At 54.7% G+C, this 14,412-nt stretch carries 10 protein-coding genes, 3 tRNA genes and 2 rRNA genes; 11 read left to right on the forward strand and 4 right to left on the reverse strand.

Features of this window, described 5'->3' with window-relative positions; all coding sequences use genetic code 11:
- Positions 1 to 154 precede the first annotated feature (154 nt).
- From BLM14_RS02650 to BLM14_RS02675, 6 genes are all read left to right on the forward strand, one after another.
- A tRNA-Ile gene (locus BLM14_RS02650) sits at positions 155 to 231 on the forward strand.
- A gap of 113 nt (positions 232 to 344) precedes the next feature.
- Positions 345 to 420: transfer RNA gene (locus BLM14_RS02655), tRNA-Ala, on the forward strand.
- Positions 421 to 862: 442 nt separating this feature from the next.
- Positions 863 to 3,894 (forward strand): 23S ribosomal RNA (locus BLM14_RS02660).
- 214 nt (positions 3,895 to 4,108) lie between these two features.
- Positions 4,109 to 4,223 (forward strand): 5S ribosomal RNA (gene rrf / locus BLM14_RS02665).
- Positions 4,224 to 4,393: 170 nt separating this feature from the next.
- Positions 4,394 to 4,470: transfer RNA gene (locus tag BLM14_RS02670), tRNA-Met, on the forward strand.
- 321 nt (positions 4,471 to 4,791) lie between these two features.
- On the forward strand, positions 4,792 to 5,697 hold the full coding sequence (locus tag BLM14_RS02675; RefSeq protein ID WP_099997972.1) for an HNH endonuclease: 906 nt from the start codon (positions 4,792 to 4,794) through the stop codon (positions 5,695 to 5,697).
- 41 nt (positions 5,698 to 5,738) lie between these two features.
- On the opposite strand, the gene BLM14_RS02680 is transcribed toward BLM14_RS02675, so the two are convergent.
- The 3 genes from BLM14_RS02680 to BLM14_RS02690 form a co-directional block, all read right to left on the reverse strand.
- The gene (locus tag BLM14_RS02680; protein ID WP_099997973.1) at positions 5,739 to 6,713 is read right to left on the reverse strand and encodes a WD40 repeat domain-containing protein; all 975 of its coding nucleotides are present in this window, start codon (positions 6,711 to 6,713) and stop codon (positions 5,739 to 5,741) included.
- Positions 6,713 to 7,801, reverse strand: a complete 1,089-nt coding sequence (locus BLM14_RS02685; RefSeq protein ID WP_418314217.1) for a CobW family GTP-binding protein — start codon at positions 7,799 to 7,801, stop codon at positions 6,713 to 6,715. Before BLM14_RS02685 ends, BLM14_RS02680 begins: the two co-directional genes overlap by 1 nt.
- 122 nt (positions 7,802 to 7,923) lie before the next feature.
- Complete coding sequence (locus BLM14_RS02690; RefSeq protein WP_099997975.1) at positions 7,924 to 8,673, reverse strand: creatininase family protein; 750 nt, start codon at positions 8,671 to 8,673, stop codon at positions 7,924 to 7,926.
- Positions 8,674 to 9,008: 335 nt separating this feature from the next.
- Between BLM14_RS02690 and BLM14_RS02695 the strand changes: the two genes are divergently transcribed.
- From BLM14_RS02695 to BLM14_RS02710, 4 genes are all read left to right on the forward strand, one after another.
- Positions 9,009 to 9,500 (forward strand): MarR family winged helix-turn-helix transcriptional regulator, encoded by a 492-nt coding sequence (locus BLM14_RS02695; protein WP_099997976.1) that lies wholly within the window; start codon positions 9,009 to 9,011, stop codon positions 9,498 to 9,500.
- A gap of 93 nt (positions 9,501 to 9,593) precedes the next feature.
- Positions 9,594 to 10,487 carry a DMT family transporter gene (locus BLM14_RS02700; protein ID WP_100000994.1) on the forward strand — a complete coding sequence of 298 codons (894 nt, stop codon included), beginning with the start codon at positions 9,594 to 9,596 and terminating at the stop codon, positions 10,485 to 10,487.
- Between the two features lie 139 nt (positions 10,488 to 10,626).
- A complete protein-coding gene (locus tag BLM14_RS02705; RefSeq protein ID WP_099997977.1) occupies positions 10,627 to 11,646 on the forward strand; it encodes a LacI family DNA-binding transcriptional regulator in 1,020 nt (339 codons plus the stop codon).
- A gap of 114 nt (positions 11,647 to 11,760) precedes the next feature.
- On the forward strand, positions 11,761 to 12,210 hold the full coding sequence (locus BLM14_RS02710) for a hypothetical protein (protein ID WP_099997978.1): 450 nt from the start codon (positions 11,761 to 11,763) through the stop codon (positions 12,208 to 12,210).
- Here BLM14_RS02710 and BLM14_RS02715 read toward each other — a convergent pair whose 3' ends face one another.
- On the reverse strand, positions 12,211 to 12,981 hold the full coding sequence (locus tag BLM14_RS02715; protein ID WP_099997979.1) for a gamma-glutamyl-gamma-aminobutyrate hydrolase family protein: 771 nt from the start codon (positions 12,979 to 12,981) through the stop codon (positions 12,211 to 12,213). It lies immediately after the preceding gene.
- A gap of 279 nt (positions 12,982 to 13,260) precedes the next feature.
- Here BLM14_RS02715 and BLM14_RS02720 point away from each other — a divergent pair, with 279 nt between their 5' ends.
- Positions 13,261 to 14,367 (forward strand): TRAP transporter substrate-binding protein, encoded by a 1,107-nt coding sequence (locus BLM14_RS02720; protein WP_099997980.1) that lies wholly within the window; start codon positions 13,261 to 13,263, stop codon positions 14,365 to 14,367.
- Positions 14,368 to 14,412: the final 45 nt, after the last annotated feature.

Below are 14,412 nucleotides of genomic sequence, written 5' to 3' on the forward strand. Positions count from 1 at the left end.
ACGTACGGTCCTTTGGACCTGTGCTCCGCGAGGGCGCGGCACGAGCCGCGACGGCCGGTCGGCCTCTTTTGGTGACCTACCGTCTCAGGACGGGCGCACGGCACGAGCTGCGACGCGTAAGCGCGCTGCGTTTGACGGTTGATCTGTCAAATCAGGGCTTGTAGCTCAGTTGGTTAGAGCGCGCGCTTGATAAGCGTGAGGTCGGAGGTTCAAGTCCTCCCAGGCCCACCATATTCCTTACCGCTCTCGCTTGATCCGCCCCTTGGGCGGCGCTCCGCGGGGGCTCGCGGCATGAGCCGCGACGGCCAGTCGGCCTTGCGAAGCTTCGCTTCGAATACCTTTACGGGGGCGTAGCTCAGCTGGGAGAGCACCTGCTTTGCAAGCAGGGGGTCGTCGGTTCGATCCCGTCCGCCTCCACCAAGGTTTTGTCAGATGGGCAAGGACTTTTGGATGGACTGCCAGTCGAAATCAAAAACATCATTTAAAGAACCAAGTTTGCGGCTTGTTGGGCTTTGGCCTGACGGTTGCGTGTTCTGTATGAAATTGTGAAGAGAAGATATGTCCGGGTTATTCTGGATGTTCAAAGGTTTGTACGCCAAGTACAGACCGCTAGGTCGTCGCGGCTTGCCGCGCGCTTAGTGCAGGCCCTTGCGGCCGTGAACGCCAGGTAACGTCGCATGGGGTGCTCATCAAAAGCCTCATGCAGATGATTGGCCGCTTAACCGCAGAGCCATCGGATTTATCTCGAGAAGCTGGTCTTTTTTGTCAAATCGATTGTTGCTGAATGTTGAGCTGGTCTGTTGGTATCCCCCGCAGCGGCTTTATGTTCGTGAAGGCAAGGATGGATATTGGCAATGAGAATGATCAAGTGTCTTAAGGGCATTTGGTGGATGCCTTGGCATGCACAGGCGATGAAGGACGTGATACGCTGCGATAAGCGTCGGGGAGGTGCGAATACCCTTTGATCCGACGATTTCCGAATGGGGAAACCCACCTTAGATATCTAGAAAATTTGAGTTGTTGGAAGATTGATCACGCGGTTTTATGCGCGCTCACGCACGTACGCCCCTTTGGGGCTGTGCTCCGCGAGGGCGCGGCACGAGCCGCGGCGGCCGGTCGGCCTTTGTTGAGACTTCGTCTCAAGAGGGGTCGCCCATACAGACCGCTAGGTCGTCGCCGGTCGTCCGGCGCGCCCGCGCAGTGCCCGTCCCGGCAGGGACGATACGGCACGTGAGCGCGATCAATACAGAACAATTCAACTTTCTAGATATCAAGATAAGGTATCTGACCTTCGAATACATAGGGGTTAGAAGCGAACCCGGGGAACTGAAACATCTAAGTACCCGGAGGAAAGGACATCAAACGAGACTCCGTAAGTAGTGGCGAGCGAACGCGGACCAGGCCAGTGGCTTTTGTGAGACAAGTGGAACACTCTGGAAAGGGTGGCTAAAGTGGGTGACAGCCCCGTACACGTAATGCGAACAAAAGTCCTTGAGTAGGGCGGGACACGTGAAATCCTGTCTGAACATGGGGAGACCACTCTCCAAGCCTAAGTACTCGTGCATGACCGATAGCGAACCAGTACCGTGAGGGAAAGGTGAAAAGCACCCCGACAAGGGGAGTGAAAGAGATCCTGAAACCGAATGCCTACAAACAGTTGGAGCCCAAGATTTGTTCTGGGTGACAGCGTACCTTTTGTATAATGGGTCAGCGACTTAGTGTGACGAGCAAGCTTAAACCGGTAGGTGTAGGCGCAGCGAAAGCGAGTCTGAACAGGGCGTTCAGTTCGTCGCATTAGACCCGAAACCAAGTGATCTAGCCATGAGCAGGTTGAAGGTAAGGTAACACTTACTGGAGGACCGAACCCGCATCTGTTGCAATAGATTGGGATGACTTGTGGCTAGGGGTGAAAGGCCAATCAAACTTGGAGATAGCTGGTTCTCCGCGAAATCTATTTAGGTAGAGCGTCGATCGAATACCTTCGGGGGTAGAGCACTGGATGGGCTAGGGGATCTCACCGATTTACCAAACCTAACCAAACTCCGAATACCGAAGAGTACTAATCGGCAGACACACGGCGGGTGCTAACGTCCGTCGTGAAGAGGGCAACAACCCTGACCACCATCTAAGGTCCCTAAGTTATGGCTAAGTGGGAAAGGATGTGAGGATCCCAAAACAACCAGGATGTTGGCTTAGAAGCAGCCATCATTTAAAGAAAGCGTAACAGCTCACTGGTCTAAATAAGGGTCTTTGCGCCGAAAATGTACCGGGGCTCAAGCCATACACCGAAGCTGTGGATTTGCTTAGCAATAAGCAAGTGGTAGCGGAGCGTTCTGTAAGCCGTTGAAGAGGGACCCGTGAGGGCCTTTGGAGGTATCAGAAGTGAGAATGCTGACATGAGTAACGATAAAGGGAGTGAGAGACTCCCTCGCCGAAAGTCCAAGGGTTCCTGCTTAAAGTTAATCTGAGCAGGGTTAGCCGGCCCCTAAGGCGAGGCCGAAAGGCGTAGTCGATGGGAACCACGTTAATATTCGTGGGCCTGCGGGTAGTGACGGATCGCGTGTGTTGTTCCTCCTTATTGGATTGGAGGGGCTTCGAAGCGGTTCCAGGAAATAGCTCCCGCGTATAGACCGTACCCTAAACCGACACTGGTGGACTGGTAGAGAATACCAAGGCGCTTGAGAGAACTGCGTTGAAGGAACTCGGCAAATTGCACGCGTAACTTCGGAAGAAGCGTGACCCTTTTTGACGCAAGTCAAGGAGGGTGGCACAGACCAGGGGGTAGCGACTGTTTACCAAAAACACAGGGCTCTGCGAAGTCGCAAGACGACGTATAGGGTCTGACGCCTGCCCGGTGCTGGAAGGTTAAGAGGAGAGGTGCAAGCTTTGAATCGAAGCCCCAGTAAACGGCGGCCGTAACTATAACGGTCCTAAGGTAGCGAAATTCCTTGTCGGGTAAGTTCCGACCTGCACGAATGGCGTAACGACTTCCCCGCTGTCTCCAACGCAGACTCAGTGAAATTGAATTCCCCGTGAAGATGCGGGGTTCCTGCGGTTAGACGGAAAGACCCCGTGCACCTTTACTATAGCTTTACACTGGCATTCGTGTCGGCATGTGTAGGATAGGTGGTAGACTTTGAAGCGGGGGCGCCAGCTCTCGTGGAGTCACCCTTGAAATACCACCCTTACCTATATGGATGTCTAACCGCGGTCCGTTATCCGGATCCGGGACAGTGTATGGTGGGTAGTTTGACTGGGGCGGTCGCCTCCTAAAGAGTAACGGAGGCGCGCGATGGTGGGCTCAGACCGGTCGGAAATCGGTCGTCGAGTGCAATGGCATAAGCCCGCCTGACTGCGAGACTGACAAGTCGAGCAGAGACGAAAGTCGGTCATAGTGATCCGGTGGTCCCGCGTGGAAGGGCCATCGCTCAACGGATAAAAGGTACGCCGGGGATAACAGGCTGATGACCCCCAAGAGTCCATATCGACGGGGTTGTTTGGCACCTCGATGTCGACTCATCGCATCCTGGGGCTGGAGCAGGTCCCAAGGGTATGGCTGTTCGCCATTTAAAGCGGTACGTGAGTTGGGTTCAGAACGTCGTGAGACAGTTCGGTCCCTATCTGCCGTGGGTGTAGGAATATTGACAGGATCTGTCCCTAGTACGAGAGGACCGGGATGGACGTATCTCTGGTGGACCTGTTGTGGCGCCAGCCGCATAGCAGGGTAGCTATATACGGACGGGATAACCGCTGAAGGCATCTAAGCGGGAAACCCACCTGAAAACGAGTATTCCCTATCAGAGCCGTGGAAGACCACCACGTTGATAGGCCGGGTGTGGAAGTGCGGCAACGCATGAAGCTTACCGGTACTAATAGCTCGATTGGCTTGATCATTCTCATTACTTATATCCATCTGTCTCGCTTGCGAGACAGATCGATTGGATTTGTCTCACGCGCCGTATCGCACCTTTGGTGCGGGCGCTGCGACAGCGCGCGGCATAAGCCGCGACGGCCGCTTGGCCTTGCGGGCTTACGCCCGGAACGCAAGCAACCTCCAATCAAAACAAACAAAAACTCCAGCTTCTCACATAACGTTGCGCTTTGCTGACCTGGTGGTTACAGCGGGGTGGCTGCACCCGATCCCATTCCGAACTCGGCCGTGAAACGCCCCAGCGCCAATGGTACTTCGTCTCAAGACGCGGGAGAGTAGGTCGCTGCCAGGTCTGCCAAACGCAACGTTATTCAAAGCTCACAAACACACAGAACAATCCAACAGGCCGCCGCTTTTAACGCAGGGCGGCCTTTTGCTTTTGCAGCCCAAACAATGTAAGATCAAACTTACGCAAAACAGCAAAAGCGGCAAACAATCCCGGTCAACAGCCGGATATGGTGGCGCGGGGTGGAGCAGCCCGGTAGCTCGTCAGGCTCATAACCTGAAGGTCACAGGTTCAAATCCTGTCCCCGCAACCAAATCCTTCCCTCGTATAAGAAACACGCCTTATCGCTGGCGCGAAGACTTCATCTTCGCTGGCGATGGTAGCTCGTCGTTCGCAAGCTCACCATAACCTGAAGGGTGAGGGACGTCCGGCAAAGCCGGTCAATCAGTCCAGTGGACTGATTGAAGACCCGAACCGGCAAAGGCCTGTCCCCGCAACCAAACTCAATGCCCGACAAAGCCAGCTTCTTATCCAAAAACCCCGCCTCAAGCGGAGTTTTTGGCGTTTATGGGGGCTAGTGTGAACAACCCAAACCTGTGTCGAGCAATGTCCGAGAGCATGCTATAGCAGGCACATGGGATTCGGAATTTTCATTCACCGCTCAGATTCGATCTATGATGACAGCCCGGCCGAACGTTATCAGTTCCCGAGCCAATATCTGGGCCGCGTCCACGCCTGTCTGGGAGATTGGATCATCTATTATGAGCCTAGAAAGGTTGCGGAGACGCGTGGTTACTTCGCCATAGCAAAGGTCGGACAGGTCATTCAAGATCTCCATGCACCTGGAATGCATATCGCTCTGATTGAGCCTGGTACCTATCTTGACTTCATAAATCCTGTCCCTTTCAGCGGAAGGGAAGGTGTGGTTGAGCACGGCGTGCTCAACCACGAGGGGCGTATCTCGGGTCGAGCGCAATCGGCCGTAAGGCCGATCTCCCCAACCGACTTCAATCGAATTGTGTTACTCGGCTTAATTGAGCCTGAGCTGCCACGCGTCGGAGGGGCGGAAGTCCTCGAGCCAATATCAGGCTTTGCGGAAGCAGCCCAGACACCTTTCATTTTCGAATACGAACGTGATCGCGTTACTCAATTTACGTCTCGCATCGTCCGCGATCGGATTTTTCGCCGGCTTGTCTTGGACGCCTACGATAGGCGATGCGCGATTACCGGACTGAAGCTTATCAACGGTGGCGGTCGAGCTGAGGTTAATGCCGCGCATATCAGACCAGTCGAAGCCAACGGTCCCGATATCTTGACCAACGGGTTGGCCCTTTCTGGAACCGCGCACTGGATGTTCGACCGGGGTTTGATTAGCCTCTCCGATGATCTGAAAATTCTGATTTCGCGACAGGCGAACGACCCAGACGGCATCCAATTACTTTTCAACAAGACCGGACGAGCAATCGTTCCAAGCCGGTCCATTCAAAAGCCACATCCGCATTTCTTGCGATGGCATCGAGAAAATTGCTTCAAGCATTGAGGCGTGCAAGAAGGCAACGCATTCTCTTTGCAATTAAGGCATCACATCGCAATATCGACTACGCCGCAGTCTCCCACCTCGGTCCCGAAGACAAGACGATGTCCTGCTGTGTCCCAGTTCATCGATGAAATGGCGCCTTTGCCGGGGCGACGCAACAGGACTTCCTTCTGGTCGCCGAAACGGCCAACAAGGATCATGCCATCGGAATAGCCGATCGCCACTATCTCTTCGACAGGATGGCAGGCTACCGCGCTTACAAGGCTGTCGCCACGTGTGCCAAGCTCCAGCGGAGCTTTCCCCATGGGCCCATCCTTCCCGGCAAAAGGCCAAATAATTGCCGCGGGTGCGCCTGATGTGGCAAGCCACTTGCCCTTTACGCTCCAGGACCAGCTCTTCACCTTGTTGGGATAGCCGGTCATGCGCATATGACGATTGTCTTCAAGACGCCAGCCATGAAGGGCATTTTCCTGCATGGAAGTAACGAGGAAGCGGTTATCGGGTGAGTATGTTACAGAGACATGCGCGCCCTTCCACTCGAGCTCTGTCGGAGCGCCATTTGTTGCCGGCCAATGCAAGGTCACGCCATTGTAGCGCGCAACCGCCAGCCGAAACCCTTTGGGCGCAAAGGCGACGCCTTCGACGCTGCGTTCATGCGGAAATTCCCTCAACGACCCATCTGGTGAGCGCACCCAGGCGGAACGCCCTGATGCGAAGGCGATCGCGCCATTGGGCGCTGCAGCCAGAGCAGTCATCCATTTGCGCGGCAGTATGTTCAGTTCTTGGGCTTCACCATTCAATCCAGTCGTACAAATGCGGCCATCTTCGCCGCCCGTAAGGAGCAACTTACCGTCGAAGGACGGAACTGCACAAAGAAGGCCATCATGGGCTTGCGTTTCCTTATGGCCGTTATCGAGGCGGTGGATCGTACCATCGGCCAGCGCAAAGAAAGGAACATCCCGGATAAAACGCGCGTCAACGCAATGACCGGAAAGATCGAGCGGGGCAATTGTTGGCATTAGGCAAGGCAGCTTTCGAGACCGGATGTCAGTGCAGCGTGATCGAGTTCGCGGCCAATGAAAACGAGCCGGCTCTCATGCTTCTCGCCGTCTTTCCAGGCACGTTGATGGTCGCCCTCGATGATCATGTGGACGCCCTGGATCACGTAGCGCTCATGATCATCCTTGAAAGCAAGGATGCCCTTCAGGCGAAGTATATTCGGGCCCTGTTCCTGTGTGATCTTCTGGATCCACGGAAAGAACTTGTCGGGATTGAGCTCGCCCGTCCTAAGTGAAACCGATTGGACCGTCACATCATGAATTGGCGAAGCGTGATCATGGTGGTCGTGGCCATGATCGTGATGATGGTGGTCATGGTCATGGTGGTCGTGGTTGTGATCACAATCCGGGCCACAGGCATGATCAGGATGATCATGGTCGAGGAAATGCGGATCGCTCTCCAATGCACGCTTCAGATCAAAAGCGCCGCGGTCGAGGACGCGCGACAGGTCGATGTCGGCGCGTTCGGTGCGGTGAATGACAGCATGCGGATTGATGGCGCGTACCGTCGCCTCGACGGCAGCGAGCTCTTCAGGCGATACGAGATCTGTCTTGTTCAGCAGAACGACATCGGCAAAGGCGATCTGATCTTCTGCTTCGCGGCTGTCCTTCAGGCGCAGCGGCAAATGCTTGGCATCGACCAGGGCAATGACAGCATCCAATGCTGTCTTGGCCCGGACATCGTCATCCATGAAGAACGTCTGTGCTACCGGCACCGGATCGGCAAGCCCAGTCGTTTCAACGATAATGGCGTCGAAGCGACCAGGACGGCGCATCAGGCCTTCCACAACGCGGATCAGGTCACCGCGCACGGTGCAGCATATGCAGCCATTGTTCATCTCGTAGATTTCTTCATCGGATTCGACAATCAAATCATTGTCGATGCCGATTTCGCCGAACTCATTGACAATGACCGCATAGCGCTTGCCATGGTCTTCGCTGAGGATACGGTTCAGCAGGGTTGTTTTTCCTGAACCGAGATAACCGGTCAGCACCGTTACGGGAATCTGGGTTGGGCGTACGGTCTCAGCCGCGGCAGTAGAAGTCATCGGAGCTTCACTCATCGTGTGCCTCTTGGAATGGATTGACTCACGATATAGGTGATAAGATTACATATTGCCACACCAGTGGCATTCAAATGCGTGAATGTCAGCTTCAATCTGATTGAGCCTTACTCTTTGAAGACGGAAGAATCGAATCTGTCGACGTCTTCCAGTAGTTCGACGATGCCCTTCAATGTATGGGCAATGATCTTTTCACCAGCTTGTGCCGTGGCTCGCGACGCATCGCCGGCCACGCCCTCCTTGTTGAGGTCGGTCATTTTCCACCCGAAGGCATGCGGGCCATAGGCGCGCAAATGTTTGTAGCTATCGGCGAAATGACTCTGATTGGAACTGAAGTTTCCGGCTTTTTCCATATCGACGTGTTCAGGATGCAATGCCAGCATCACTGATGTCTCGATGAAACCACCATGAATATCCAAAGCTTTCTCGTCCGGCGAAATCAAACCATCCGGCAAACCAAATCGTGTCCAACTCGTTGCCACTGCAAGCATATTGCAATGAACGCGCAGTTCAGTGGCAACTATTGTCATCAAAGGCGCGTTGCCGCCATGGGCGTTCAGAAGCACCAGTTTGGACAGGCCGCGTTGGGACAGACTCTCGCCAATGCCTATCCAACGGCGGATCGCTTCGTCGAAGGCGAGCGTTCTTGTACCCGCAACATCCATATGCTCGACGGAGTAGCCTACAGCCTCAACTGGCAGGAATTCGATGGAAAGGGAGCCTGGCAGGGCGTTCTTGAGCCGCGCGACAAGTCCCGCGGCGATCAGCGCATCGGTTTCGAAGGGCAAATGCGGACCATGCTGCTCATGCGCCCCGAGGGGCAAAAGGGCAATTGTCCTGGTTGAAACTGGCGGCATGTCCGGCTCATTTGTTTGGGTTAGCTTCGACCATCATATCTGCGCGGGTGACAGGAGGATATGTGCTTCGAACCGCATTTTTACAGGCATATTTGTGCTTCCACAGCAATTCGTCGGCAAATTTCATCAGAATGTCATATAAGCATTGTAACGCGGATTTATCGGGGCGAAGAGAGCAAGGACCAACCCTGGTCGTGCGTTTGCTCGATCCAATCTGTAACCGCCATGAAAACTATTCTGCGTACATAAAGTTTGTCTGTTAATTTCATTCCACCAAACAGAGCTAGCCGTCTTATCATCAACCGGACAACGCTTCCAAGCGAGCAGGAGTTTGAATGGTCAAGGATCGTAAGCCCCTCATTCTTCATCGTCTGCAATCAACTGCGCGTCTGACAAGGACGGCGCTGGCGATGCGGTTGTTGGGGCACGGGTTCTATGCTGGACAAGACGCGGTGATGCTGCAATTGGCGCATGAAGATGGCCTTTCACCAAGTGTTCTCGCCAAGCGTCTTGGCGTGCGGCCTCCCACAATTACCAAGACGATTTCGCGTTTGCAGACGCAAGGTTTTGTCAAGAAGGAAGGCTCGACGACGGATCAGCGTCAGGCGCACATTTTTCTGACGGAAACCGGAACCGAGGCAATCAAAGCGATCGAGAAGTCCATTCGCAAGACTGAAAAAGACGCGATGAAGGGCTTTGACAAGAAAGAACGCAAGGTATTCGTCAAAATGCTGTCGCGGCTCGAGATCAATCTTTCCGCTGCGGAATTGTTGCGTCAGACGAGCCCGGATGACGACCATGAAGATGATGACACCGATGACGAGTAATCGTTCATCCAAAGTATTTTGCAATCGGCGGTTACAAAACGATTGAACTTGCTATCATGCGGACGAATGCTGCCCGCCTGATTGGTCTTTCCGTTGTCTTCAACTTCCCGCTCTTCACCGGACTCTGCACCTTTAGCTGCGATTCTGTACCTGTTTGCGACAGGGTTTCTGTTTTCCTGTCTCGACTCAAGCGCCAAATATCTTGTCCTGTCGGGAATTCCGACAGCCTTTATTTCCTGGATGCGGTTTGTTGAACACACGCTTTTGGTGCTGATCTTTTTTCGGCCGTGGTCCAATCCTGGTATTTTCAAAGTCCGCAGCATTCCCCTGCAATTCATTCGCGGACTATGTTTGTTTGGCTCGACCTATTTCAACTTTTACGCACTGCAGACAATGCAGCTTGGTGAAACGATCACGATTGCCTTTGCTGCACCCATGGTGATCGCGGCGCTCGCAGGGCCGCTCCTTGGGGAGTGGGCAGGCTGGCGACGCTGGGCCGCCATTATTGTGGCGTTCATCGGCGTTTTGATCATTGCCCGCCCGGGATTCGGTTCGTTCAATCCGGGGTTGCCCTATTCGATTTCCTCCATGCTCAGCTATTCGTTCTATGTGCTGCTTACACGGCGAATGGCCGCCACCGAAACTCCGGAGAGCCTGATCTTCTTTTCCGCCCTCGCTCCGGCCATTCTTATGTCACCGGCAATAACGCAGGCCGTCATCCCTGAAACGCCGCTTCAAATCTTCCTTTTGCTCATGCTTGGATTTTTTGGCGGGCTCGGCCACTATCTGATCATTCTGGCTTACAGGCGAGCAACGACAGCGGCATTGGCGCCCTATCCGTTCCTGCAAATCATCTGGATGCTGGCCTTCGGGTATTTCATCTTTGACCAGTTTCCGGATATCTACACGCTTTGCGGTGCGGCGATCGTCATTGGCAGCGGTCTTTATATCGTGCACCGCGAACGTCAGTTGCGGACACAGAAGTGATTTTTTGCGGTTCTAGCTGAATTGCCCATGATCGTTTGACCGCATCCATAACGAAAGAACTTTGATTTATTCGGCTGCAATGGCATAACGCCGGGTAAAGAGTGTGTAGCTTGTTGGACGATACTGCGGGAGGCGGTTTTTGGCGCAAAAGATCAAACTATCGACAATTGCCGACGCGCTGAAAGTGTCCACTGCAACCGTATCACTGGCACTGCGCGACAGTCCGCTCGTCGCCGACCAGACGCGTGAGAAGATCAAGGAACACGCCCGGGCCATTGGTTATATCTACAACCGACGCGCGGCGAGCCTGCGCACCTCGCGCTCAGGCATTGTCGGTGTCGTGGTCCATGACATCATGAACCCGTTCTTTGCCGAAATATTGCGCGCCATCGAGGGCGAGCTTGACCGTTCCGGTCAGACATTCATTCTATCCAATCACTACGACCAACTGGACAAGCAGCGAACATTCATCGACACCGTGCTGCAATTGGGTGGCGACGGTGTGATCATGTCGCCGGCCATAGGCACGCCGGCGGAAGATATTCGCATGGCCGAAGACAACGGATTGCCTGTCGTTCTGATTGCGCGCAGCGTCAAGGATGCAAACGTGCCGGTTTTCCGCGGCGATGATGCTTACGGCATCGGCCTTGCCACCAATCATCTGATCTCTTTGGGGCACACCCGGATTGCGATGATCGGTGGCACGGATCAAACCTCGACTGGCCGCGATCGCTACGAAGGCTATCTTCACGCGATGCAGAAGGCGGGTCTCGAGGTTAAACCGGAATGGCGCATTCCTGGCCCCCGAACCAAACAGGCCGGTTTTGACGCCGCACCACAGTTTCTCGCATTGAAGGACCACCCGACGGCGGCGGTCTGCTGGAATGATCTCGCGGCAATCGGCATGATGAACGGTATTGCCCGCGCCGGGCTGGTTGCTGGCGTTGATATTTCCGTCACCGGTTATGACGACCTCGAGGAGGCGGCCATTGCGACGCCCGCCTTGACCACCGTGTGGAATGGCCAGCGGGAAGTCGGTCAGCGTGCGGCACGCGCTCTGCTCGATCAGCTGAATGGCGCCGATACGCATGCCCGCCAGGAACTGATCAAACCGGAATTGAGAATCCGGCAATCCACCTCAAAGCCCAAGGAACGATAAGAGTCGCCCTGCATTTCTCGCTGATGGGTGCGGGGAGGGTGAAAAGCGAATTTCACGCTTCATTAATACTGCACCACTAGGCTCTGCACGGATAGTAATCCAGCGGAGTACGTCATGAAACTGGCCGGCACGGCCTGGCTCGGCCTTGTGAGCACAGCGGCAATTGTTGCCATGTTCCTGGATTTTGCGACGTATACGTCCAGCGGCGAGGCTGATATCGATGTCGGCACCACAGCTTCCATTGCAACTGTTGAGACCAGCCTGGATGTGCCAACATTTGTGATTCGTGGCCCAGGTGGGGGGATGAAGTGCAAGGCATTCCCGGCGGGAAACGGCTTGCCGGGGCATGATGCACTTACCATGGATAGCAGTTGCGCCGGCCTCTATCCACCGTTGGCGAACGCCAGGACCTGGCACAATAACGAGGATGGAACGATTGATCTGTCCGACAATCTCGGCCGCACAATAGTGGAATTCAGCCCAGGTGACGGGCTCGCCTACATCAGCGTCGAACCACGCTCTGTCATCCTGTCGATGTCAGCCGAAGGCGTCAGCCTCTTTTAGTTATTCGGCAGCCTGCAGCCGCTCGCGGCTTGCCTTGTGAGCGCGTGCTGCGTCACCGAAAGCAGCAAAGATCTTGCGCGAAGGACTGTCGCTCTTCACCCAATACTCCGGATGCCATTGGACACCGACGGCGAAACTGCGGGCATTCTTGACCGAAACTGCTTCAATCGTGCCATCATCGGCTACCGCTTCAATGTCGAGCTGTGGGGCTGGCTTATCAATTGCTTGACGGTGGACGGAGTTGACCTGGACGGAATCGCTCTGCATGACCTGGGCCAGGCAGGATCCGGGCTTGATGCGTATGGGATGGCGAATGGCGAATCGCTCAGCCTGTTTGTCAGATTGAGGGGCGCGATGATCCATACGTCCATCCAGCTCCTGGATTTCCGTTGCCAGCGTGCCGCCCAAAGCGACATTAAGCTCCTGAATACCGCGGCAGATGGCCAGAAGTGGCACGCCGCGCTCGATGGCACGCCGGATGAGCGGCAGTGAAGTAGCATCCCGGGCCGAATCATAAGGTTCATGCGCTTCGCTCGGTTCAGCGCCATAGAGGGACGGGTGAACATTCGACTTGGAGCCTGTGACCAGAACGCCATCAACACCATCAAGAATGGCGTCAATATCGAGCCCGTCGCCAAATGAAGGAACGATCAGGGGGATGACGCCAGCCGCGTCATAGGCCGCTGCCAGATACTGGTCTGGTGCTGCATGCCACGTGTAGTTTTCAAACGTGCGGACATCAGATGTTATGGCGACGAGAGGCTGCCGCATGGGGTTACTCCAGAAAAAAAGCTTCTCCATATGTAGTGCAATTTGAGGGCGTTTCCAATGGTATCCGAAATACCGGGATAATTGGTATAACGGGTGGCTTAATCGACCAATTTTTAAGCAATTTCAAATGCTCCAACGTCCAATCCTCTTTGTGTTTCCATGTGCTGGACTTGAATAAGCGAGTGTGTATGGTGATCACCAAGATCGGGAGAGCAGGGCAGAATTGTCCGGCGATCTGGGCCGAAGAGTCTGAGTTCAATGGTTTTTGGAGGAGAATTAATGGATCGTCGTTCGTTCATCACGAAGGCAGGATTTGCCGGAGTTGGCGCTGCTGCGGCAACCACTTTGGCAGCACCGGCCATCGCGCAGTCGTTGCCCAAGGTCACATGGCGATGCGCATCGTCGTTTCCCAAATCGCTCGATACGATTTACGGCGGTGCCGAAGTCCTGTCGAAATATTTGAAGGAAGCGACGGACGGCAACTTTACTATTCAGCCATTTGCGGCTGGTGAAATTGTGCCGGGGCTTCAGGCGGCAGATGCTACTGCGGCAGGTACCGTCGAGCTTTGCCATACGGTAGCCTATTATTATTGGGGCAAGGACCCCACCTGGGCCTTGGGTGCAGCAGTTCCTTTCGCCTTGAACGCTCGTGGCATGAACGCTTGGCAGTATCATGGTGGCGGCATCGACCTCTTGAACGAGTTCTTCAACAAGCAAGGTTTGCAAGCCTATCCGGGTGGCAATACCGGCGTGCAGATGGGTGGCTGGTTCCGCAAGGAAATCAAGACAGTCGATGATCTCAAGGGGCTGAAGATGCGTGTCGGCGGCTTTGCCGGCAAGGTTCTGGAGAAATTGGGCGTCGTCCCGCAGCAGATCGCTGGCGGCGATATCTATCCTTCGCTGGAAAAAGGCACGATTGATGCGGCGGAATGGGTTGGACCTTACGACGATGAGAAGCTCGGCTTCCAGAAGGTCGCTCCTTTCTATTACTATCCCGGTTGGTGGGAAGGTGGCCCGACGGTCAGCTTCATGGTCAACAAGGAAAAGTGGGACTCGTTGCCGCCTGCTTATCAGTCGCTGTTCCGTACGGCTGCGCAAGCAACCGATGCTGACATGCTGCAGAAATATGACTCGTTGAATCCCGCAGCGATCAAGCGCCTTGTTGCCGGTGGTGCGCAATTGCGGCCGTTCAGCCCCGAAATCCTCAACGCCTGCTTCGAAGCTGCCAATGGCGTCTATGCGGAAATGGAAGCCAGCAACCCGGCGTTCAAGAAGATCTGGGAGTCCATCAAGGCATTCCGCAACGAGCATTTCCTCTATGCGCAAGTTGCGGAATATTCGTTCGACACCTTCATGATGGTGCAGCAGCGTAACGGCAAGCTGTAAGCTGTCGCACGGATTGGCAAAATAAAACCCCGGTACCGCAAGGTC

The sequence above is a fragment of the Phyllobacterium zundukense genome (genome assembly GCF_002764115.1).
GTDB classification, from domain to species: domain Bacteria; phylum Pseudomonadota; class Alphaproteobacteria; order Rhizobiales; family Rhizobiaceae; genus Phyllobacterium; species Phyllobacterium zundukense.